The sequence below is a fragment of the Telluria aromaticivorans genome (genome assembly GCF_013003915.1).
In the GTDB taxonomy this organism is placed as follows: Bacteria; Pseudomonadota; Gammaproteobacteria; order Burkholderiales; family Burkholderiaceae_D; genus Telluria; species Telluria aromaticivorans.
This window is the reverse complement of the sequence record NZ_JABAIV010000006.1, coordinates 48348-68969: the sequence shown is the minus strand read 5'-3', so window position 1 is coordinate 68969 and position 20622 is coordinate 48348. Positions and strand designations below refer to the sequence as shown.

Genomic DNA, 20622 nt, shown 5'->3' with positions numbered 1-20622 from the left:
ACGCGTTCAACCAGCTGATGAGCAGCCGATAAGCGCGCTCAAACCTCGACAATCTCGATCGTATGCGTAATCTCGGCCGTCTTGGCCAGCATGATCGACGCCGAGCAGTACTTGTCGTGCGATAGCGTCACCGCGCGTTCCACCGCGGCCGGCTTGAGGTTGCGGCCCGTGACCGTGAAGTGGAAGTTAATCTTGGTGAACACCTTCGGATCCGTCTCCGCGCGCTCGGCCTGCAGCGTCACGTCGCAGCCGCGTACGTCCTCGCGGCCGCGCTTGAGGATCAGGACCACGTCGTAGGCGGTGCAGCCGCCGGTGCCGACCAGGACCATCTCCATCGGGCGCGGCGCCAGGTTATGGCCGCCGGCGTCAAGCGCGCCATCCATCGCCACCATGTGGCCGGTGCCGGTTTCGGCGCGAAAACTCATGCCCGACGGGCCGTTCCAGCTGACTTTCACTTCCATTCTATTTCTCCGCTATTGAACCAGTGCCGGTGATTGTAAGGCAGCAGGGGCGCCTTCGCCGGCGCCCCCATCAACTTACACCGCCAGCACGTAGCGCTCGCTCTTCATGCGCCAGCTCGCGAAGGCGATGATCAGCATCGCCGGGATCGCCGCGCACAGGAAGGTCAGCAGGTAAGGCATCGCGCCGACGTCGCCGCCCTTGGAGATTTCCTTGATCAGGGTCTGGTTCGACAGCATCGGCACCAGGTACATCCACGCCGCGGTCTTCAGTTCGAGGAAGGACACCACGAAGCCCGGGATGAACGGTACGAACAGCACGATGCTGATGATCGTCTGCGCTTCCTTGAAGGTCTTGGCGTTCATCGCCAGGGCGATGTGGATGGCGCCGGCCAGCAGGCAAAGGGGCACCGTGACCAGGCAGACGAGCATCAGCTGGCCCCAGCTCAAGCCCCATGACATGCCGATTTCTTCGAGCGGCAGCCAGCCGAGGATCGCATGCGCCAGCATCAGCTCGAGGGTCACGCCGACGATGGCCAGGGTGCTGGCGGCGAGCCATTTGCCGCCTACCAGCTCCCAGGTCTGGGCCGGCTGCGCCATCAGCACTTCGAGCGAGCGGCGTTCGCGTTCGCCCGCGGTGCTGTCGACCGCCGCCGACATGCTCAGCATGAAGGCCGGGAAGAACAGGATGCCCATGATGCTGCCGACCACCACCGCCGAACGCGAGGCATTGGTGCCGGTGTCGTAGCGCTGCACGTGGATTGGCGTCAGCGCCGCCGGCGACACGCCGTGCGCCAGCAGGCGCGCGCTGGCGATGTTGGCGCCGTAGGACTCCAGCACGTCCTGCACTTCGCGGCGCTGGCCGCCAGTGTCCGAGGCCGAGTCGTACCAGACCTCGACCCGGGCCGGCCGCATGGCGTGGTAGTTCTCGGTGAAGTCGTCCGGCAGGCGCAGCACCGCAGCCACTTTCTTCGAGCGCAGCAGCTCGCCGATGGCATCTTCTTCCATCGGCGCGGTGTCCTTGACGGTGATGTTCTTCTCGCCCAGCTGCGACATCAGGGTGGGCGCCTTGCCCGCCCCGATCACTGCCAGCTCGATGCCTTCGCGCTCGGTCTTGGTGCTCTTGTCGATCCCCTGGTGCAGCACCAGGCCGATGATGATCGGGTACAGGAGCGTGAACATGGCCAGCATGCCGAGCGTGCGCTTGTCGCGCAGCGTCTCGCGTAGCTCTTTCAGGTAAACAATCAGCAGCCGGGATTTCATGCGATTCCTTCTTCGGTGCCCACCAGGCTGACGAATGCGTCTTCCAGGTTGGCGATGCCGGTGCGTCGGCACAGTTCTTCGGGTGAGCCCTGGGCCACGGTGTGGCCGCCGGCGATGACGATCACGTCCTCGCACAAGGCGGTGACTTCCTGCATCACGTGGGTGGCCATGATCACGCAGCAGCCGTCGGCGCGCAGCGCCGTCAGGGCGGTGCGCAAGGCGCGCGTGCTCATGACGTCCAGGCCGCGGCTCGGTTCGTCGAGCAGCAGGTGGCGCGGGCGGTGCAGCAGGGTGCGCGCCAGCGCCACCTTGATGCGCTGGCCCTGCGAGAAGCCCTTGCTGCGGCGCGCGAGGATGTCTTCCATGCCGAGCAAATCGGACACCTGGTCGATGCGCGCATTGATGGTGCTGCGCTCCATGCCATTGAGCTCGCCGAAATAAGTGAGGTATTCGCGCGTGTCGAGGCGCTCGTACAGCCCGAACTGGTCGGTCAGGAAGCCGATGCTGCGGCGTACCGCCATCGGGTCTTTTTCCGGATCGATGCCGTCGATCGAAATGCTGCCGTGGTCGCGCTTGAGCAGCCCGACCAGGGTGCGCAGCAGGGTGGTCTTGCCGGCGCCATTCGGGCCGAGCAGCGCGGTGATCTGGCCATCGCGCGCGGTGAAACTGACGCCGCCCAGCGCCTTGACGGCGCCGAACTGTTTGCGTACATCGTGGACTTCAATCATGTCTGTCGCCTCAAGGTTGCGGGCCGGCGCTGCCGAGCTGGAAGGTGGGGGCCGGGATCTCGGCCAGGCAGGCCGCATCTAGTTTGTCCTGCGGCTTGTCGAGGAAGCTGCGCAGCAGGCGCGGCGCGCAGCCGAGCTGCGACACGCCATGGCCGGCATTGGCCACGACCACGTGCTGGGCGCGCGCCATGTAGTTGGCGGCAGTGGCGGCGCGGTGCGGCGGCGTGACCGGGTCGAGCGCGCCGGACAGCAGCAGGGCCGGCGCAGCGATTTGCGTCGGTGCGCGCGCGGCGACCGCCGGCACGTTCATCAGTTTGCACATGGCGGGCAGCTTGTCGGCCAGCGTCTTGGTCAGTTGGCCAACGTCCGACTTGAGCAGCTCGGGCGTGAAGCGCGGGATGTCTTCGGCACAGACCACGGCCAGGTGCATCAGCATCGCGATATTGCCTTCGACGCCGAAATCGCTCGCCTGGTTCTGGCGTGCGACGAAGGGCTGCCAGCGGCCCTTGGCGGCGTTGTGGACCAGGTAGGGCAGGCGGCGCGCGTCGGCCGGCGAGTACAGGATGTTGTGGACGGTGCCGAGGAAGCGTTCCGAGGTCATGGTGAGTTCGAGCGGCTTGGCGGTGCGCGGGTCGGTCATCGACAGGCGCAGCGGGCCGGCGGCGAGCTTGGCGACCAGGCCGTCGAATTCGGCCCGGATGTCGGGGAAGGCCTTGTTGCAGGCAGCATCCTTGGCGCACAGGGCGAAGGTCTTGTCGAGCGCGGCCTGGGCGTCGCGGGCGCCGGCCGGGATCACCTGGTCGGGCGCGGCCACGCCGTCGAGCACGAGGCTGCGCACGCTGGCCGGATACAGGCGCGCATAGGCCTGGCCCAGGCGGGTGCCGTAGGAACCACCCCAGACATTTACCGGGCCGTAGCCGAAGGCGCGCCGCACCAGTTCCAGGTCGCGCGCGGAGGCGTCGGTGGTGTAGGCGCTCCATGGCGCCTTGCTGGCGGCGATGCAGGCACGCAGCTCGCCTTCGAGCTGGGCTTCGGTCATGGTCTCGTGTTCGGGCTTGTTCTTGCAATCGAGCTTGCCCGAACGCCCGGTGCCGCGCTGGTCGATGAAGACGATGTCGCGGGTGGCGCGCACCCGGTTGAACGCCAGCGAGAGCAGCTGCACCGCGTCGCTGCCGGCCTGGCCGGGGCCGCCGGCCAGCACGAACAGCGGGTCGCCGCGGGTGCCTTCACGGTGGGCCGGGGCGACGGTGACGTGCAGCTTCATGCTGCCGGCACGCGGGTTGGCGTGGTCGACCGGGACGTCCAGGCTGGCGCAGCGCAGCGCATCCGATGCGCCGGGCAGGTGGCAGCTGCGGGTAGCAGCCGTGGCTTTGGCGCCGGCAGGCGCGGCGCTGTCGGGCGCCGCCGCGGTGGCCGATGCCGCCAGCCAGAAGGCGGCGGCGGGCAGGAACGATCTTGTATTCACACAATCTCCTCAGGGGTTGCATGCATAGTAGGTTGCCATCGTTTTGCCGGTCAATAACTTAGTTGCACCGTCGTACGAAATTATGCGGGCTGAGATTGATTGGCGCGAAAGAACGAAAAGTCGGCGGGTAGGACGCGGAAAAAGCCACAGCAGGTGGAGAGCGGATTGACGCGTCTAGCCCGGATCGGCTATCATCGTGGGCTTTCCCTTTGCTCGGGGAAGATAATAAGGCAGAGTCCGCTGCAGCAAGGGCGGAACCACCACAGTGAGCACTTTTAATTAGGAAGTCAACATGAAAACTTTTTCCGCTAAGGGCCATGAAGTCCAGCGCGACTGGTTTGTGATTGACGCGACGGACTTGGTCCTCGGACGTGTTGCCAGCGAAGTGGCACTCCGACTGCGCGGCAAACACAAGCCAGAATTCACTCCGCACGTCGACACCGGTGACTTTATCGTCGTCATCAACGCAGGCAAACTGCGCGTGACCGGCACCAAAGCCACCAACAAGACGTACTACCGTCACTCGGGCTACCCGGGCGGTATCTACGAAACCAACTTCCTGAAAATGCAACAGCGCTTCCCGGGCCGTGCCCTGGAAAAAGCTGTCAAGGGCATGCTGCCTAAGGGCCCACTGGGCTATGCAATGATCAAGAAGCTGAAAGTGTACGCGGAAGGTTCGCACCCGCACGCAGCACAGCAACCACAAGCACTGACCCTCTAAGGAACTGACATGATCGGTAACTACAACTACGGCACCGGCCGTCGCAAGAGTGCAGTCGCTCGCGTGTTCATCAAAGCCGGCACCGGCCTGATCGTCGTGAACGGCAAGCCTGCGAACGAATACTTCTCGCGCGAAACCGGCCTGATGGTCATCCGCCAGCCGCTGGAACTGACCGGCAACGTCGAGCGTTTCGACATCAAGGTCAACGTGCACGGCGGTGGTGAGTCGGGCCAGGCAGGCGCCGTCCGTCACGGCATCACCCGCGCACTGATCGACTACGACGCAGGCCTCAAGGGCGACCTGGCGCGTGCCGGTTTCGTCACCCGTGACGCCCGTGAAGTCGAGCGTAAGAAAGTCGGCCTGCGTAAAGCACGTCGCGCAAAGCAGTTCTCGAAGCGTTAATTCGACTTCGACAGCGGCCCCAGGCCGCTGCTGCAAGAAGGCCGTCCTCCGCAAGGTGGGCGGCTTTTTGTTTTTGGGTCGCCGGTTTATGCGTTCCGGGTCATCCGGGCCCCGGCGCCGCCAGATTCATCCTTATTCGCCGATATTCACCTTCCAAGTCGCGCATGAATAGCCAAGAATACGGCTTTCCATTGACGTTCAGGAAAGGTTCACATGAATTTCGGCGAAAGACTCAAGCAGACCAGGACCGGGAAAGGCCTCACCCAGCCGCAGTTCGCGCAGGTGGCCGGCATCGAGCAGTCTTACTTGTCCAAACTCGAGAACGACAAGTCGGTGCCTTCGGCCGAGATGTTTTCTACCATCCTTGCCGGCCTGGGAATGGATGAGGCGACCTTCCTGAAAGAGGTGGACGCCGATGTGCTGGCCACCACGCTGTGCCACATTCCGGCGGTAACCCGGTTCACCGGCAAGACGATCGCGGCACAGGCCCACCACACCAGGCAGTGGCTGTACGGCGCGGCCCTGGCCTGGGTGCTCGGTTTTGCCATGATGCTCGCGGCAAACGACGGCATTTTTTTCTCCAACAAGCTCTACAAATACAGTTCGCCCGGGGTGATCCGTGCCGGCGAGTCGGAAAATATCTTCCAGACCCACCGCGACATCCTGGGCCTCCAGCTGCAGGCAGGGGTCATTACGCCTGGAGAAATGTGGAAGCAGGCCAGCGAGTTCGAGGCGACCCGGGCAAGGCAGGCGACGGTGGAGTGGCCGGCCAGCCGCGGCACCGTGTATTTCGAGGAGGTCGACAAGGGCCGGCGCCGCTTCGACCTAGTCCATACCGAACAGGTACAGGCCCCCGGCAACCGCATCCTGCAGTTCCTGGGCGCGATCGTGCTGGCATGCGGCTTCGTCGGCCTGTTCATCGAATGGCGGCTGCGCCGCCTGAAAAACAAGCTCCGCTAACCCATCAACCCGAGGAACCCCATGTCGAACATCCGTACTTTCCTGGCCGGTGCCACGACCATGGCCGCTGCCCTGGCCGCCATCGTGGTGCTCACCGGCGCCAAAGGTCCTGCCCGCGTCGCCACCTTCGACGAGATCACCGTCGGCCGCATCAACATCGCCGAGCCGGACGGCACCAGGCGCATCATCCTGTCCAACAAGGCCCAGTTCCCGGGCGACTTCCAGCAGGGCAGGGAAGGCGCGCGCCCGGACCGGCGCTCCTTCGCCGGCATGTTGTTCATCAACGAAGAGGGCACCGAGAATGGCGGCCTGATCCAGAAGGGCAGTATCGGCCAGGACGGCAAGATCTCGTCCGGCCTGTCGCTGACCTTCGATCGTTTCCGCCAGGACCAGGCCCTGCAGCTCATGAACAACGACAGCGCCAACCACCAGATGACCGGGATCCGGATCAACGACGTTCCGCATTTCCAGCTCACCTCGATGGACGACATGAAACGCTTCAGCGAGCACGGCGGCAAGCTGCCGGCTGTGGAGCAGGATGCGTACTGGAAGAAATTGTCTGCGGAAGGGCGCCTGAGCGAAAACCGTATCTGGCTCGGCAATACCGGCAGCAAGGGCGCGGCCCTGCAGTTGAAGGATGCCAAAGGGCGCACGCGCATGATGCTGCTGGTGTCCGCGGACGGCAAGGCGGAAATCCAGATGCTGGATGAGCAGGGCAAGGTCAGCAAATCGATTACGCCCGGCTCCGCAGAATAAGCCGGCATATCCAATCGTGCAAAGGAAATTTGCGCCCGGGGCCCAGGGTGCAAATATTGTTTGCATCGGCCAGGCGCCACCATCGTGACCCCTGCCGCACGCATTTTTCATGGCTGTTAAAATGCAGCCTCGTCCTGGAAAGGTCATTTTTACATCACGAAGGAACAGAACATGATCAAAGTTGGCATCGTTGGCGGAACCGGATACACGGGCGTGGAACTGCTGCGGCTGTTGGCCGCGCGCCCCGACGTGCAACTAACCGCGATCACCTCGCGCAAGGAAGACGGCCTGCCGGTAGCAGACATGTTCCCGTCGCTGCGCGGCGTCGTCGACCTGGCCTTCTCGAGCCCGGACAAGGCCGACCTGACCCAGTGCGACGTGGTGTTCTTTGCCACCCCGCATGGCGTCGCGATGGCCCAGGCGCCGGCGCTGCTGGCAGCCGGCGTCAAGGTGATCGACCTGGCGGCCGACTTCCGCCTGAAGGACCAGGCCACCTTCGAGAAGTGGTACAAGATCCCGCACACCGCGCCCGAGCTGCTCGAGGAAGCCGTGTACGGCCTGCCGGAACTGAACCGCGAGGCCATCAAGACCGCGCGCCTGATCGCCAACCCGGGCTGCTACCCGACCACGATGCAGCTGGGCTTCTACCCGCTGCTCAAGGCCGGCGTGATCGACGCGGGCAACCTGATCGCCGATGCGAAGTCGGGCGTCTCGGGCGCCGGCCGCAAGGCCGAGATCGGCACGCTGTTCTCGGAATCGAGCGACAACTTCAAGGCCTACGGCGTGAGCGGCCACCGCCACACCCCGGAAACCTCGGCCCAGCTGGCGCGCTATACCGACCAGAAGGTCGGCCTGGTGTTCACCCCGCACCTGGTGCCGATGATCCGCGGCATGCACGCGACCCTGTACGCGCGCCTGACGAAAGAGATCGACGACGCCGCGCTGCAGGCCCTGTTCGAGAACGAATACAAGGACAGCGCATTCGTCGACGTGATGCCGTTCGGCTCGCACCCGGAAACCCGCTCGACCCGCGGCTCGAACATGCTGCGCCTGGCCGTGCACCGTCCGGATGGCGGCAATACCGTCGTCATCCTGGTGGTGCAGGACAACCTGGTGAAGGGTGCTTCCGGCCAGGCCGTGCAGTGCATGAACCTGATGTTCGGCCTGGATGAAACGACCGGGCTGAAGCAGATCGCGCTGCTGCCGTAACACGTCCCCGCCTCCCGGCAAGGGCCGCGCGGACAGGGTTTCCGCGCGGCATTCCGGCAACACTTCCACCCTCCCGATCTAGATCAAGGTCGCACCTGTTGAGCACGGTAAATTGACCAATGCACAGGTCATTTCGCGCTCCGGCATCCGCCGTGATCGTTATCCAGGAGGGGTGGAACATGTTCGGTCGACAAGTAAAGAGCGAGATTGACAGCCTGGTCGGCATCTCGGCCCGGATCGAGGGCGACCTGTGCTTTACCGGCGGACTGCGTATCGACGGCGAAGTGCACGGCAACGTGGTTGCGGCCGACGGCGCCGACAGCATGCTGATCGTGTCGGAACACGCCCGCATCGAGGGCGAGGTGCGCTGCGCCAGCCTGGTGGTCAACGGTTATATCGCCGGGTCGGTGTATTCGACGGAACTGCTTGAATTACAGCCGAAAGGCCGCATACATGGTGATGTTCATTACCGCTTGCTCGAGATGCACGGCGGCGCCCTCGTGACGGGGAAACTGACCCACGAAGCCGCCGGCGAACCGGTGTTTCATTTGGCCGACGCCGTGGCAGGGTCGGCAGCGTGACTTCCGCCAAGGGTCTATAATGGGCGTAATTCGAAATTCACCAGGAGTTCTCCCATGACCGCAGTCGTCGAAGTGCTAGACCTTGACACGATCCCTGTACCGATCAACTTCACCGACAGCGCCGCAGAGAAAGTTGCACAGCTGATCGAGGAAGAAGGCAATCCCGACCTCAAGCTGCGCGTTTTCGTGCAGGGTGGCGGTTGCTCCGGCTTCCAGTACGGCTTCACGTTTGACGAAATCGTCAACGAAGACGACACCACGATGGAAAAGAACGGCGTCCAGCTTCTGATCGACTCGATGAGCTACCAGTACCTGGTCGGCGCCGAGATCGACTATAAAGACGACCTCGAAGGCGCCCAGTTCGTCATCAAGAACCCGAACGCCCAATCGACCTGCGGTTGCGGCTCCTCGTTCTCTGCCTGACGGCCTCCGTACGGTTCCCCCAGGCCGCCCGGTGATCCGGGCAGGCGACGGCCCGGTTGATCCGGGCCGTTTCTATTTCTGGCGCGTTTTTACGCCGGATACAGCGCGCCGAGGATGCGTGCGCCGCGCGCCCCGGTGACGGCCGGCAAGTTGCCCGGTTCGCGCTGGCTGAAGCGGTAGCCGAGCCAGGCAAAAGCCAGCGCCTCAACCCGGTTCGGCGCCACGCCCAACGCCTCCGTCGATTCCACCTGCACGCCGCCCAGCGCGTTGCCGATCTCCTGCAGCAGCGTCGCGTTATAGGCGCCGCCGCCGCAGGCATAGACGGCCTCCACCCCCGCGCTTTCGCCGCGGATCGACTCCGCGATCGTGACGGCCGTCAGGCGCGTCAGCGTCGCCATGACGTCCTGCGGCGCCACGTCGCCGAAGCGGGCCAGCTTGGCATTGAGCCATTGGTCATGGAACAGGTCGCGCCCGGTGCTCTTGGGCGCCGGCTGGCGGAAATACGCTTCGTCCAGCAGCGCCTCCAGCAGCGGTTCGTGGACGCGGCCGCCCGCGGCCCATGCCCCGTCCTCGTCGTAAGGCTTGCCCAAGTGGCGGCCAATCCATAAATCCATCAAGACATTGCCTGGGCCGGTATCGAAGCCGGTCACGCGGCCGTCGCCATGCAGGACGCTGATGTTGCCGATCCCGCCGATATTCACCACCACGCGCGCGCTGTCCGGCTTGCCGAAGGCGGCTTCGTGGAAAGCCGGCACCAGCGGCGCCCCCTGGCCGCCGGCCGCGATGTCGCGGCTGCGGAAGTCGGCGATCACGTCGATGCCGGTCAGCTCGGCCAGCAGCGCGGGATTATTGGTCTGGCGCGTAAAGCCCAGTTCAGGACGGTGGCGGATGGTCTGGCCATGCACGGCCACCGCCGTTACCGGAACGCCCGCGGAGGGCATCAACTGGCGCACGCATTCCGCGTAGCACAGGGCGAGGCCGTTGGCGGCCAGCGCCTCGCGTTCGAGTTCGTTGTGGGAGGCGGCCTGCAGGGCCATCAGTTCGCTGCGCAGTTCGGCAGGGAAGGGCGTGAAGGCGGCGGCGATGCTGCGGATGCCGCCGCCGGCAAAGTCGGCGAGCACGCCGTCAACGCCGTCGAGGCTGGTGCCGGACATCAGTCCAATGTACAGGGAAGGGGTAGCGCTCATGTTCTCTCTCGATCCGTCGGCATTGTTCAGCCCGGGTGCGGGTGCCCCCTGCATACTAAACGGTGCGCAGCGAAAGCGGAAGGCGGTCGCCATGGCAAAACGCCCCGCGCATCCTGGATGCGGCGGGGCGTTCGACCGTCAGCCTGCGGTAATCAGCGCCGTGCGCCACCGATCAATACCGCCGCGCCAGCCACGATGGCGACCAGGCTGGCCCATAGGGGGATGTTGACCCGCTTTTCTTCCGCGACCGATAGATTGATTGGTCCCAGGCTGGCCTTGTGCGTGTCCTGGGTAAAGCTGAAGCCCCCCAGTGCGGCGCCCAGCAGGCCGATGACGATGAGGGCGATGCCGATGATCTTCGTGGTGTTCATTATTGTTTTTACTTTTTAATTATTATTTGAATCCGCCTTGCCCGAGGTGCACGGCTACCCGGCAGCTGCAAGTCAGTCATCGTTCCTGCGGTGGGGCACGACGCGCGGCAGGCGCGCGGAAATGACGACACCGTCATACTCGTTCGAGATCACCGAGACTTCGCCCTCATGCGCTGCGACAATTTGTTTAACGACATACAGACCCAGCCCCAGGTTCTGCGTGCGTGCGGAGGCGCGCTCGCTCGCCGGACGGATGGCGAAACGCTTGACGGGGTCGAACAGCGTGCGCAGCTTGGCCGGCGAAATGGGATCGGACTTGTTGCGCACTTCGTAGATGACTTCCGCCGGCAGGCCGCGCAAGGCCACCTTGACCGGGGCTTCCGGCCAGCCGTGCTGGACGGCGTTCGAAATCAGGTTGGAGAAGGCCTGCGACATGCGCGCGCCGTCCCAGGCGCCGGTCAGGTCGCCCTCGACCATCAGGTCGATCCTGCGGTCCGGATGGAAGGTGCGCGCTTCTTCGACCACACCCTGGCCGATCTCTGCCAGGTCCACGGTGTGCGGATCGACCGGGATGCCGTCGCCGAGGTGGGTAGTCGAGAAGTCCAGCAGGTCGCGGACGATCGCGTCCATTCGTTTCGAGCTGTTGAAGATGCGCAGGGCAACCTTCAGGACTTTCGCCGGCAGGGTCTGGTCCTGCAGCAGGACCTGGGCGCCCATGCTGATGGCGCCGAGCGGGGTCCGGACATCGTGGCCGAGAATGGCCAGGAAGAGGTTCTGGGCTTCGCGCAACATCTTCGCATAGCGTGCCATGGATTCGGTCTGGGCCTGGTCGATCGACTCGTTAAAGCGGATCATGTCCTGGATGTCGCCCGCCGTCGCGATCTCGGCCTGGCGTGCCCACAGGCGCAGCACGCTCGAGCGCAGGGCCCGGTATTCAGCCATCACCTGCTCGCCGGTAAAGCCCGAGGCAACCCGGTCGGCCGCGTGGATCTCGGCCGCGGTATCGTCGGTCGCCTGCGGGCCCTGGCCCTTGGACTTGGCAATGCTCTCATGCTCGGCCTGGGGGGTATCCAGGTCGGTGGCGACCACTTTCAGGACGGCCGCAGCATGGTCCCGCAGTTCTTTTTTATTGGCATCTGCCATTGGTTCGAGGGTCGACGCGAAATCTTCCCACTCCTGCAAGATGCATTCAAGATTACTGCGGATAAAGTCTGATAATTTCATGGATTTCCTGAATGTGACTGGGCGGTGCGCGCGCTGTTCTGTAGTAGCGTGCGCACCTGCAGTAATAGTTCTTCTGCCAGGAACGGCTTGCGCAGGAAGGCGTCGTACGTCTTTCCGCCGGCAACCTTGCACTGCAAGGAACCGCTCATCAGCAAGATGGGAAAATTCCCATCGGCGGGACTCGATTTGAGTTGCTCGCTCAACTCCAGACCGGTCATGCCTGGCATGCAGCAATCGGAAATGAGCAGGTCGGGCTGCTGGCGCGAGATCCGCGCCAGTGCTTCCGAAGCGCTCAATACGACGCTGACGTCATAGCCGTGGGACTCCAGCATCATCGAGCAGTTTTCCGCCAGGTCCGAATCATCGTCTGCTATTAATATCATGCTTCTCTCCTTATGTGGACGGGTGTTACGGCGCTTGCAGGCAAAGCTGGCGGCCGGAGCCGCCAGCTTGCGATCAGCGCTGCGGGACCACGATCACGGTGTCGCCAGTCCTGCCCTTGTCGCCTTTTTCGCCATCGTAGCCCTGGGCGCCGGTGTCGCCGGTCTTGCCCTTGGCGCCGTCGTAGCCGGTCGCACCGGTGTCGCCCTGCACGCCTTCGGCGCCGGTGGCACCGGTCACGCCCGTGGCGCCGGTGTTACCCGTGGCGCCGGTCGCGCCGGTCGCTCCAGCCTGGGCTTCGGCGCCGGTGGCACCGGTGGCCCCGGTCGCGCCAGGCGCGCCGGCAGGACCGGCGACCACCTGGACGACCGGCGGCGGCGCTTCGCGCTGGCAGGCCGACAGGGTAAAGGTAGCGGCGAGGGCGAGCAGAATGAGGGAATGTTTCATGGTGAATCCTTGTTTGGGGTAGTGCGCCGCAGCAGGCGAACGGCTCGACGGCGTCGGGCAGCATTGCGTGGCGGGAGGGGAAATCGGCCGGGAGGCGCTGCCCCAGGTCAGGTGACCGGGGGAGGGGCGGTAGCGGGGAACAGGACCATCATGCTCCGCCGCTTGAGGTAGTTCCGTTCGGAACCGAACACAAGTCATCGCCGTCCTGCAGTTTGCAGGCGGCGTCCTTCACATCATCCTGTTCGCTGCATGCGCTCGCTGATGTCGAGCCCGATGCCGCGGTAGCCAATAAACGCACTGGCTGCGTCGAACATCGGTTCGCCACTGACCTGGAGGTACTGGATCCGGCCGTCGGGCAGGGTACGGCTGTAGACGAAGTCGAGGAAGGGCTGGCGGTTCGCGATCCTGGCGTCGAGCGTGGCCCGCTCTTCGACGTTCCAGCCGGCCACCGCCAGTTCCTCGGCAGTTGCAGCATGGCTGATGCCGAGCATTTCTTCCACCGGGCCCGAGAATTGCGTCAGCTTGCCCGTCGCATCCTGCTCCCAATACCAGTCCGACGACAGCTCCGTGAAGCGCTGGAAACGCGCTTCGCTCTGCCGCAACTCGGCCGTGCGCTCGAGCACGGTCTGCTCGAGCAGGCGGTTGTGGTCGTTCAGCCTGCGGTAGAGCAGGCGTACTTCCAGCATGTTGTGGATGCGGGTTTGCATTTCCACGAAATCGAAGGGTTTGCTGACGAAGTCTTTCGCTCCCGCCTGCAGGGCGCGCAGCTTGTGCGCCGGCTGGGCCGTGATCACCAGCACCGGCAGGTAGCCGCCGACTTCGATCTCCTTGAGCGCCTCGATCACCTCGAAGCCGTCCATCTCGGGCATCTGCAGGTCGAGCAGGATCAGGTCGAAGCGGTGCTCCTGGTGCAGGGCGCGCACCGTGCGCGGATCCTGGGTGGTCGTGACGTTCTGGTAGCCCTCGTTGTGCAGCATCATCTCGAGCAGCATGACGTTCGCTTCCTGGTCATCCACGATCAGGATGGTGGCGTTCCGAATTTCGCTGGCTTCAAGCATGGCAGTTCCGTGGATGGTCATCGTCGTGGTGAGGTGGGAGTTCGTTGTCGGGTGGCGTCAGGCAGTAAGCGGCGGCGTGCACCAGCGCGAGATCGAGCGCATTCATGAATTCGTGCACGCGGATCGGCTTGGTGAGGTAGCGGAAGAAGCCCGCTTCCAGCCCTTTTTCGATATCGCGCGGTACGGCATTGGCCGACAGCGCCAGTACCGGGATGTGCGCCGTGAGGGGATCCTCGCGCAGGCGCTTGAGCGCCCCGTAGCCGCTCATGCCCGGCAAATTGATGTCCATCAGGATCACGTCCGGCAGGTAGGCGCGCGCCAGTTCGATGCCGAGGTGGGCGTCGATGGCGGTGAGCAGTTTCAGGTCGCCGCGGCGCGCGATCAATTGCTCGACCAAGGCCAGGTTGGCCGGGTTGTCCTCGACATACAGCAGGGTCGGCTGGTCGCCGAGTGCCTGCGGGACGACCGGGCGGCGCTCGAGCGAATCTTCGTCGATGTTGTCCAGCAGCAGGGTCGGCGGCGCCGAGGCTGCGAACTCCACCCAGAACACCGTTCCGACATCGACGATGCTGTCGACGCCGATCCGCCCGCCCATCAGCTCGACCAGTTGCCTGGTCACCACCAGCCCGATGCCCGTGCCTTCTTCGACGCTGTCGTGCTGGCCGAGGCGGTTGAATGGCTGGAACAATTGCGCCAGCTGCTCCGCCGACAGGCCGGCGCCGGTATCCTTGACGCTGATGCGCACGCGATCGGTGCCGCTGTTGGCGCACTGAACGATCACGTTGCCGCCAAGGCCGTTGTACTTGATGGCGTTCGACAGCAGGTTGATCATCACCTGCTTGATGCGGGTGCGGTCGGCATGCACGTAGAACACGTTGTCGGGCGACGGGAAGCTCATGCCGATACCGCGCTTTGTCGCCTGCGGCTCGATCATGCCCTTGCAGTCCTGCAGCACCTCGTTGATCGACATCGATTCCTGCGACATCGTCACCTTGCCCGCCTCGATCATCGTCAGGTCGAGGATCTCGTTGATCAGGCGCAGCAGGTACCAGCCACCTTTCAGGATCTGGTCTATCGAGCGCTGCTGGCGCGGGTCCGGCGGCGGCACTTCCGAGCCCATCAGCTGGGCAAAGCCAAGCACCGCATTGAGCGGCGTGCGCAGCTCGTGGCTCATGCTCGACAGGAAGTCGGATTTTGCCAGGTTGGCCTTGTCCGCCGCTTCCCTGGCGGCGTGCAGCTCGACATTGGTTTCTTGCAGCGCGTGTTCGAACTGCTTGCGTTCAGTAACGTCGCGCGCCGCGGCAAACACGCCCTGCAGCTTGTGGTCGCGGTCGTGGAGCGTGGTCGCGTTGAACGAGACCACCGTCTGCTTGCCGTCGCAGGCCAGCACCGTCAGTTCGTAATTCCTGACCTTGCCTTCCTGGAGCACGCGGGCAATCGCTTCATCGCTACGCTGCGGCTCGGTAAAGCAGCTCCGGAAGGGCGCGCCGATCAGCTCGTCCCGGGTACGGCCGGTCAGCATTTCCATCTGGTGGTTGACGTCGCTGATGATGCCACAGGGATCGGTGGTGATCAGCGGGTCGATGTTCGATTCGATCAGCGAGCGGGTATAGAACTGCTGGTCGCGCAGGCGCTGGTCGAGCATCTCCTGCTCGGCTTCGACCTGCTTGCGGGCGGTATTGTCGGTGCCGATCAGCAGGAAGCCGATGACTTCGTCGCGCGCGCCGCGCAGGGCCGTGACCGAGACCAGGGCCGGGAACCGGGTGCCGTCGGCGCGGATATAGGTCAGCTCATAGATGTCTTCGATGCCGCGCACGGCCTTGTACACCAGCGCCTCGAAGCCCGGGCGGATCGTGGCGCCGGATTCCAGGCTCAGTGCGGCCGCGCGCTCGATCAGTTCTTTCGCATCCGAAATGCTCGCCGGCGTCAGCTTGTTGACCACGTCCTTCAGGGCATAGCCGAGCATGCGCTGGGCACCGACGTTGAAGATCTGGATCACGCCCTCGGCATCGGTGGCGATGCTGGAGAAATTTTCGCTGTTGAAGATGGCGTCCTGCAATGCGCCGGCTTTGAGCAGCGACTCGGCCGGCGCCGGTTCCTGTTCCTTCATGATCTTGCGCTGGCGCGCCTGGCGCCTGGCCACGAGCAGCAAGCCGGCCAGCACGCACAGCAGCAAGCCGAGGCTGGCGCCGATGCGCAGCGCCGCGGCGCTGCTGACGGCGCCCTCGTCGAGGGCCACCGCACTGACCAGGAGCAGCACGATAAAGGTGGCAGTGAAGCCGGCCGCCATCAGGCGCTCGACTGAGAGATGTCGCTTGTTTTGCATTGGTGCTAACTAAAATGGGACAACAGACGCCATCCGGCGCCGGGAGGTGACTGCAATAAAGAAGCGCTCAGGAGGCGCGCACTGGCAGGCCGTTGGGCTGGCGTTGCCGTACGTCCGGTAGCAGCCGCGCGAATTCCTTCTTGACCACCCCATAGCATTCGCATACCTCCCCTTCAAGGCCGACCCGGTCGAGCACTGTGATGTGGCCGCGCCGGGAACTGATAAAGCCACGAACCTGCAGCCGGCCGGCAGCCTCGGTGACGCCTTCGCGCCGTACGCCCAGCATGTTCGAGATCAACTCCTGAGTCATCCTGAGTTCGCCGGATCCGAGGCGGTCAAGCGTGAGCAGCAGCCAGCGGCACAATTGCTGTTCGACACTATGATGGCGATTGCACACGGCCGTCTGCGACATATGGGTCAGCAAGGCCTGGGTGTAGCGCAGGAGCATGCGCATGGCCGGACCGGCACGGTCGAATTCTTCCGCCAGGATCCGCACCGGGAGGCGGAAGCCGAAGCCGCCGGTCTGGATCACGGCGCGGCTCGGCGTGGTGCTGCCACCCATGAAAAGGGACACGCCCAGCATGCCCTCGTTACCGACCCCGGCAATCTCCGATGAACCGCCGTTTTCCAGCAGGTAGTGGATCGAAATAATGGCAGTCGTCGGAAAATAGACGTAATCGGGTTTGGCACCGGATTCGGACAGGACATCGCCAAGGAGCAGTGGTATGAGCTCGAGGTGAGGAGAGATGCGGTCGAACTCTTCGTCGAGAAGGGCAGCGAGAAGCTGGTTCTGGTTGGGGTCTTGCCGAGATTGCATACTGCCTTATTGTTCAGTCGGAAAAAACTGATTAAGGATCAGGGTAGCATGCGACTTACCTGAAACCTACAACTATCTGGCCCGCAATATATAAAGGAAGTTGCGCGCGCTACCGAACGGAACGGCCTCCTGTAGAGGTAGATATTGAATCGACGGAAGCAAAAACGCTGTCAATAAAACGCGCTCCGGCATTTCCACCCTTGCATGACCTCGTGCGGAGAATTCGGGAAATGATTCACTAGAAAGTACCGACATGCGCCTCGATCACGGCTATGCAGCAGTAACAGGATTCGTGGCCACCGGCTGGCACAATCCTTTGTCGTCGCCACTGGTGGCGCTGGCAGCGGGCCGGATCGCTGCCTTGGCCTGGGCATTCCAGCAACAGGGCTGGGCCTGCTGTATTCCCCTGCTCGCCGTCCTTGCGGGAAAGACCGCCAGGCTGGCTGGAAGAACATACTCAAAATGGTGAAGCAGGCCATACCTGCCTGCGCCAAACAAAACGCCCCGCGGCATCCAGGATGCGGCGGGGCGTTCGTAGGTCAGGAAACGACGATCAGCGAGCAGCCATTGCGTTGCCGCCTGGAGCCAGCAGCGAGAAACGGTGGTTCATCTCGGCTGCTGCCATGCGGAAGCGGTTCAGTTCGGTCGGGGTCAGCGGCTGCTGCGCCAGCGACTTGAACTTGTTCGGATCCTTGGCATCGCCCGCGACGCGGAACTCGTAGTGCAGGTGGGGTCCGGTCGACCAGCCGGTCGAGCCGACATAGCCGATGACCTGGCCCTGGCTGATCTTGCTGCCCTTGCGGATGCCAGGAGCGAAACGGCTCATGTGGGCATAGGCGGTGCTGTAGTTCGACCAGTGCTTCAGGACGACCTGGTTGCCGTAGCCGCCGCTGTTGCCGGCGAAATCGACGGTGCCGTCTGCCGATGCGCGGATCGGGGTGCCGGTCGTTGCTGCGTAGTCGACGCCCTTGTGTGCTTTCCACTTGCCCGACAGCGGGTGCACGCGCATCGAGAAGCCCGACGAGATACGCGAGAATTCCAGTGGCGACTTGAGGAAGGCCTTTTTCAGCGCCTTGCCGTCGAGGCTGTAGTAGCCGCCCTGCTTGGTGACCGGGTCTTCGTACCAGACCGACTGGTAGCTCACGCCGCGGTTGACGAATTCGCCGGCCAGGATGCGGCCGGTTTTCACCAGTTCGCCGTCCAGCCAGAAGGTTTCGTACACGACGCTGAAACGGTCGCCGCGCTTGATGTCCGAGCGGAAGTCGATGTTGGTCGAGAACATTTCGATGATCTGGCCAACGACCGAGTCAGGCATGCTGCCGCCGTCGACGTTCGAGTCGGTCGCCGAGTACAGCGAGCTGGCGATTTCGCGCGAACGCATCTCGACGCGACGCTCGAGCTTGGCCGGCGCTTCGAGGGCGACGAACTCATCGCCCTTGCGCTCGACCGTCACCTGGCGTGCATCGCCACCCTTGACTTCTAGGATCGTGGCGCGCATCGACAGCAGCAGGCCATTTTCATCGGTTTCGGCCTGGACACGCTTGCCGGTCTTGAGCGACAGCAGGCGGCGGGCGGTTTTATCGGTACGGACGAATTTTTGCGCCTGGGCGTCGTCGACACCGAGGCGGTTGAAGAGGGAACCGAGCGAATCGCCAGGGCGGATGCGCTCTTCGTGGATGAATTGCTGCTCGTTTTGCTGGAGGGCGGCGATCTGGTCTGCCAGGTTCGGCATTTCCAGGTTCTGCTGGATCGACTTCACCGCCACGTCGGACGTGTCGGTAGCGATCGGCGAGACACCAATGGCGCTGAAAGCGCACGCGCTCAGGAACACGGCACCGGCGCTGAGGATACGCGCCTTGCGGGTTACCGGCACCAGCTGGAGCAGGCTTTTAGGGGTAATTTTATGTGTAATGTTCATGCAATCAGTTAAAATTTGCGGCTGAACTTCCAGGATTCCTGAGTCTTGTAGATTTGAAAACATGTCTACAGGAAACAGAAACGGGATCGAGCATTATACCAAAAGATCTGGTCCTACAACCGCTTTAGCCAATTTCCTACACGAATTTATGACTTTAATTGCTTCGCCCGGTAACGGCCCCCCGGGGAATCCTTCTGCTTCCTTGCCTCTGACGGACAAGGTGCGCGAGGCGCTGGCCATTGCCAAGCGCGGTGTCGATGAACTGCTGATCGAGAGCGAATTTGCTCAAAAGCTGGCCCGTTCCGAGCAGACCGGCACCCCGCTGCGCATCAAGCTGGGCCTGGACCCGACCGCGCCGGACCTGCACCTTGGCCACACCGTGGTGCTGAACAAGATGCGTCAACTGCAAGACCTCGGCCACCAGGTGATTTTCCTGATTGGCGACTTCACGTCGATGATTGGCGACCCGTCGGGCCGAAACGCTACCCGTCCGCCGCTGACCCGCGAGCAGATCGAAGAAAATGCGATGACTTATTTCCGCCAGGCATCGCTGGTGCTGGACGCCGCGCGTACGGAAATTCGTTACAACTCAGAGTGGTGCGACCCGCTGGGCGCGCGCGGCATGATCCAGCTTGCTTCGCGTTATACCGTTGCCCAGATGATGGAGCGGGATGATTTCACCAAGCGCTACAAGAGTGGGACACCGATTGCGGTGCATGAGTTCCTTTACCCTTTGATGCAGGGCTATGATTCGGTCGCTTTGAAGGCAGATCTAGAACTTGGGGGCACCGACCAGAAATTCAACCTCCTGGTGGGCCGCGCACTCCAGAAAGATTACGGACAGGAGCAGCAATGCATCCTGACCATGCCGCTGCTCGAAGGCCTGGACGGCATCGAAAAGATGTCGAAATCGAAAAACAACTATATCGGCATCACCGAAGCCCCGAGCACCATGTTCGGCAAGCTGATGAGTATTTCCGACGACATGATGTGGAAGTACTACAACCTGCTGTCCTTCCGCTCGCTCGCCGAGATCGAGGCCGTGAAAGCGGAAGTCGCCGGCGGCGCCAACCCGCGCGATGCGAAAGTGGCCTTGGGCAAGGAAATCGTCGCGCGCTTCCACTCGGCTGGGGCCGCCGACGATGCGCTGGCCGACTTCGTCAACCGCTCCAAGGGCGGCATCCCGGACGATATCCCAGAGGTGTCGGTGTCAGGCGGTCCAATGGGCGTGCCTCAACTGCTCAAGCAGGCCAAGCTCTGCGCATCGACGTCAGAGGCGATGCGCATGATTGACCAAGGTGGCGTACGCATTGACGGCGCTGTTATTAGCGACAAAGGCTTGCAAGTTCAGTGCGGTGAGTTCGTGATGCAAGTGGGCAAGCGCAAGTTTGCACGTGTGATTCTCGGATGATTGCCCTGCTGCAACGGGTCAGTGAAGCCAGCGTGCGCGTCGACGGCACGGTTGTCGGCGCCATCGACGCCGGCCTGATGGTGCTGGTGTGCGCCGAAAAGGGCGATACCGAGCGCGAAGCCGACCTGCTGCTGGCCAAGCTGCTTGGTTACCGCGTGTTTTCCGACGATGCCGGGAAGATGAACCGCAGCATTACCGACACCGCCGGCGGCCTGCTGCTGGTGCCGCAGTTCACCCTGGCGGCGGATACGAAATCGGGCACGCGCCCCTCGTTTTCGCCGGCGGCGGCGCCCGAAGACGGGCGGCGCCTGTTCGACCATGTCGTGCGCCAGGCACGCGAACGCCACGGCAGCGTCGAGACCGGCAAGTTCGGCGCCGACATGAAAGTCGGCCTGGTCAATGACGGCCCGGTGACTTTCTGGCTTCAGGTTGATCCGGTCGGGGTTTTGCGTTGACTTGCGCCCAGTTGTGCTGAAACCCGCGCCTGCGTCGGGGGTCAATAGCATATGGCCTGGG

The 20622-nt window shown here is 63.5% G+C and carries 23 protein-coding genes; 10 read left to right on the top strand and 13 right to left on the bottom strand.

The genetic code is table 11. The features are described from left to right. Positions 1-38: 38 nt before the first annotated feature. The 4 genes from HGB41_RS16660 to HGB41_RS16645 form a co-directional block, all read right to left on the bottom strand. A complete protein-coding gene (locus HGB41_RS16660; RefSeq protein ID WP_171086468.1) occupies positions 39-461 on the bottom strand; it encodes an OsmC family protein in 423 nt (140 codons plus the stop codon). A 75-nt stretch (positions 462-536) separates the two neighbouring features. Next, entirely contained in the window at positions 537-1721 is a 1185-nt protein-coding gene (locus HGB41_RS16655; RefSeq protein ID WP_171086466.1) for an ABC transporter permease, read from the bottom strand. Further along, positions 1718-2449, bottom strand: a complete 732-nt coding sequence (locus tag HGB41_RS16650) for an ABC transporter ATP-binding protein (protein WP_171086464.1) — start codon at positions 2447-2449, stop codon at positions 1718-1720. Before HGB41_RS16650 ends, HGB41_RS16655 begins: the two co-directional genes overlap by 4 nt. Before the next feature lie 10 nt (positions 2450-2459). Continuing rightward, positions 2460-3914 (bottom strand): alpha/beta fold hydrolase, encoded by a 1455-nt coding sequence (locus HGB41_RS16645; RefSeq protein ID WP_171086462.1) that lies wholly within the window; start codon positions 3912-3914, stop codon positions 2460-2462. 292 nt (positions 3915-4206) lie between these two features. Here HGB41_RS16645 and rplM point away from each other — a divergent pair, with 292 nt between their 5' ends. The 7 genes from rplM (at position 4207) to erpA (ending at position 8966) form a co-directional block, all read left to right on the top strand. After that, positions 4207-4635, top strand: a complete 429-nt coding sequence (gene rplM / locus HGB41_RS16640; RefSeq protein WP_091874105.1) for a 50S ribosomal protein L13 — start codon at positions 4207-4209, stop codon at positions 4633-4635. Positions 4636-4644: 9 nt separating this feature from the next. Then, positions 4645-5037, top strand: a complete 393-nt coding sequence (gene rpsI, locus HGB41_RS16635; RefSeq protein WP_027865814.1) for a 30S ribosomal protein S9 — start codon at positions 4645-4647, stop codon at positions 5035-5037. A 213-nt stretch (positions 5038-5250) separates the two neighbouring features. Then, a complete protein-coding gene (locus tag HGB41_RS16630; RefSeq protein WP_171086460.1) occupies positions 5251-5997 on the top strand; it encodes a helix-turn-helix domain-containing protein in 747 nt (248 codons plus the stop codon). 21 nt (positions 5998-6018) lie between these two features. After that, positions 6019-6753, top strand: a complete 735-nt coding sequence (locus HGB41_RS16625) for a hypothetical protein (RefSeq protein WP_171086458.1) — start codon at positions 6019-6021, stop codon at positions 6751-6753. Positions 6754-6924: 171 nt separating this feature from the next. Then, a complete protein-coding gene (gene argC, locus HGB41_RS16620) occupies positions 6925-7962 on the top strand; it encodes an N-acetyl-gamma-glutamyl-phosphate reductase (protein WP_171086457.1) in 1038 nt (345 codons plus the stop codon). A gap of 179 nt (positions 7963-8141) precedes the next feature. Then, on the top strand, positions 8142-8543 hold the full coding sequence (locus HGB41_RS16615) for a bactofilin family protein (protein ID WP_171086455.1): 402 nt from the start codon (positions 8142-8144) through the stop codon (positions 8541-8543). 54 nt (positions 8544-8597) lie between these two features. Next, on the top strand, positions 8598-8966 hold the full coding sequence (erpA, locus tag HGB41_RS16610) for an iron-sulfur cluster insertion protein ErpA (RefSeq protein ID WP_171086453.1): 369 nt from the start codon (positions 8598-8600) through the stop codon (positions 8964-8966). Between the two features lie 89 nt (positions 8967-9055). On the opposite strand, the gene HGB41_RS16605 is transcribed toward erpA, so the two are convergent. From HGB41_RS16605 to HGB41_RS16570, 8 genes are all read right to left on the bottom strand, one after another. Further along, entirely contained in the window at positions 9056-10153 is a 1098-nt protein-coding gene (locus tag HGB41_RS16605) for an anhydro-N-acetylmuramic acid kinase (RefSeq protein WP_171086451.1), read from the bottom strand. 152 nt (positions 10154-10305) lie between these two features. Next, entirely contained in the window at positions 10306-10524 is a 219-nt protein-coding gene (locus HGB41_RS16600) for a hypothetical protein (RefSeq protein ID WP_171086449.1), read from the bottom strand. A gap of 72 nt (positions 10525-10596) precedes the next feature. Then, complete coding sequence (locus HGB41_RS16595; RefSeq protein WP_171086448.1) at positions 10597-11748, bottom strand: sensor histidine kinase; 1152 nt, start codon at positions 11746-11748, stop codon at positions 10597-10599. Beyond that, positions 11745-12131 (bottom strand): response regulator, encoded by a 387-nt coding sequence (locus HGB41_RS16590; RefSeq protein WP_171086446.1) that lies wholly within the window; start codon positions 12129-12131, stop codon positions 11745-11747. The genes HGB41_RS16595 and HGB41_RS16590 overlap by 4 nt, the downstream gene beginning before the upstream one ends. 73 nt (positions 12132-12204) lie before the next feature. Continuing rightward, complete coding sequence (locus HGB41_RS16585; protein ID WP_171086443.1) at positions 12205-12576, bottom strand: collagen-like protein; 372 nt, start codon at positions 12574-12576, stop codon at positions 12205-12207. A gap of 233 nt (positions 12577-12809) precedes the next feature. Next, a complete protein-coding gene (locus HGB41_RS16580; RefSeq protein WP_171086441.1) occupies positions 12810-13634 on the bottom strand; it encodes a response regulator in 825 nt (274 codons plus the stop codon). Further along, positions 13627-15744, bottom strand: a complete 2118-nt coding sequence (locus HGB41_RS16575) for a PAS domain-containing hybrid sensor histidine kinase/response regulator (protein WP_229423096.1) — start codon at positions 15742-15744, stop codon at positions 13627-13629. The genes HGB41_RS16580 and HGB41_RS16575 overlap by 8 nt, the downstream gene beginning before the upstream one ends. Before the next feature lie 283 nt (positions 15745-16027). Next, on the bottom strand, positions 16028-16777 hold the full coding sequence (locus HGB41_RS16570; RefSeq protein ID WP_171086440.1) for a Crp/Fnr family transcriptional regulator: 750 nt from the start codon (positions 16775-16777) through the stop codon (positions 16028-16030). Between the two features lie 253 nt (positions 16778-17030). Here HGB41_RS16570 and HGB41_RS16565 point away from each other — a divergent pair, with 253 nt between their 5' ends. Then, complete coding sequence (locus tag HGB41_RS16565; RefSeq protein WP_171086439.1) at positions 17031-17246, top strand: hypothetical protein; 216 nt, start codon at positions 17031-17033, stop codon at positions 17244-17246. A gap of 84 nt (positions 17247-17330) precedes the next feature. Here HGB41_RS16565 and HGB41_RS16560 read toward each other — a convergent pair whose 3' ends face one another. Then, positions 17331-18695, bottom strand: a complete 1365-nt coding sequence (locus HGB41_RS16560) for a M23 family metallopeptidase (RefSeq protein ID WP_171086438.1) — start codon at positions 18693-18695, stop codon at positions 17331-17333. A gap of 148 nt (positions 18696-18843) precedes the next feature. Here HGB41_RS16560 and tyrS point away from each other — a divergent pair, with 148 nt between their 5' ends. Then, a complete protein-coding gene (gene tyrS, locus HGB41_RS16555; RefSeq protein WP_171086437.1) occupies positions 18844-20106 on the top strand; it encodes a tyrosine--tRNA ligase in 1263 nt (420 codons plus the stop codon). Then, positions 20103-20561: a D-aminoacyl-tRNA deacylase gene (dtd, locus tag HGB41_RS16550; RefSeq protein WP_171086436.1), complete on the top strand. Its 459-nt coding sequence runs from the start codon at positions 20103-20105 to the stop codon at positions 20559-20561. The genes tyrS and dtd overlap by 4 nt, the downstream gene beginning before the upstream one ends. Positions 20562-20622: the final 61 nt, after the last annotated feature.

Bases quoted from the DNA above. Each gene is read 5' to 3' on its own strand.
- HGB41_RS16660 (WP_171086468.1), bottom strand. From the start codon at position 461: ATGGAAGTGAAAGTCAGCTGGAACGGCCCGTCGGGCATGAGTTTTCGC.
- HGB41_RS16655 (WP_171086466.1), bottom strand. From the start codon at position 1,721: ATGAAATCCCGGCTGCTGATTGTTTACCTGAAAGAGCTACGCGAGACG.
- HGB41_RS16650 (WP_171086464.1), bottom strand. From the start codon at position 2,449: ATGATTGAAGTCCACGATGTACGCAAACAGTTCGGCGCCGTCAAGGCG.
- rplM (WP_091874105.1), top strand. From the start codon at position 4,207: ATGAAAACTTTTTCCGCTAAGGGCCATGAAGTCCAGCGCGACTGGTTT.
- rpsI (WP_027865814.1), top strand. From the start codon at position 4,645: ATGATCGGTAACTACAACTACGGCACCGGCCGTCGCAAGAGTGCAGTC.
- HGB41_RS16630 (WP_171086460.1), top strand. From the start codon at position 5,251: ATGAATTTCGGCGAAAGACTCAAGCAGACCAGGACCGGGAAAGGCCTC.
- HGB41_RS16625 (WP_171086458.1), top strand. From the start codon at position 6,019: ATGTCGAACATCCGTACTTTCCTGGCCGGTGCCACGACCATGGCCGCT.
- argC (WP_171086457.1), top strand. From the start codon at position 6,925: ATGATCAAAGTTGGCATCGTTGGCGGAACCGGATACACGGGCGTGGAA.
- HGB41_RS16615 (WP_171086455.1), top strand. From the start codon at position 8,142: ATGTTCGGTCGACAAGTAAAGAGCGAGATTGACAGCCTGGTCGGCATC.
- erpA (WP_171086453.1), top strand. From the start codon at position 8,598: ATGACCGCAGTCGTCGAAGTGCTAGACCTTGACACGATCCCTGTACCG.
- HGB41_RS16605 (WP_171086451.1), bottom strand. From the start codon at position 10,153: ATGAGCGCTACCCCTTCCCTGTACATTGGACTGATGTCCGGCACCAGC.
- HGB41_RS16600 (WP_171086449.1), bottom strand. From the start codon at position 10,524: ATGAACACCACGAAGATCATCGGCATCGCCCTCATCGTCATCGGCCTG.
- HGB41_RS16595 (WP_171086448.1), bottom strand. From the start codon at position 11,748: ATGAAATTATCAGACTTTATCCGCAGTAATCTTGAATGCATCTTGCAG.
- HGB41_RS16590 (WP_171086446.1), bottom strand. From the start codon at position 12,131: ATGATATTAATAGCAGACGATGATTCGGACCTGGCGGAAAACTGCTCG.
- HGB41_RS16585 (WP_171086443.1), bottom strand. From the start codon at position 12,576: ATGAAACATTCCCTCATTCTGCTCGCCCTCGCCGCTACCTTTACCCTG.
- HGB41_RS16580 (WP_171086441.1), bottom strand. From the start codon at position 13,634: ATGCTTGAAGCCAGCGAAATTCGGAACGCCACCATCCTGATCGTGGAT.
- HGB41_RS16575 (WP_229423096.1), bottom strand. From the start codon at position 15,744: ATGAAGGAACAGGAACCGGCGCCGGCCGAGTCGCTGCTCAAAGCCGGC.
- HGB41_RS16570 (WP_171086440.1), bottom strand. From the start codon at position 16,777: ATGCAATCTCGGCAAGACCCCAACCAGAACCAGCTTCTCGCTGCCCTT.
- HGB41_RS16565 (WP_171086439.1), top strand. From the start codon at position 17,031: ATGCGCCTCGATCACGGCTATGCAGCAGTAACAGGATTCGTGGCCACC.
- HGB41_RS16560 (WP_171086438.1), bottom strand. From the start codon at position 18,695: ATGAACATTACACATAAAATTACCCCTAAAAGCCTGCTCCAGCTGGTG.
- tyrS (WP_171086437.1), top strand. From the start codon at position 18,844: ATGACTTTAATTGCTTCGCCCGGTAACGGCCCCCCGGGGAATCCTTCT.
- dtd (WP_171086436.1), top strand. From the start codon at position 20,103: ATGATTGCCCTGCTGCAACGGGTCAGTGAAGCCAGCGTGCGCGTCGAC.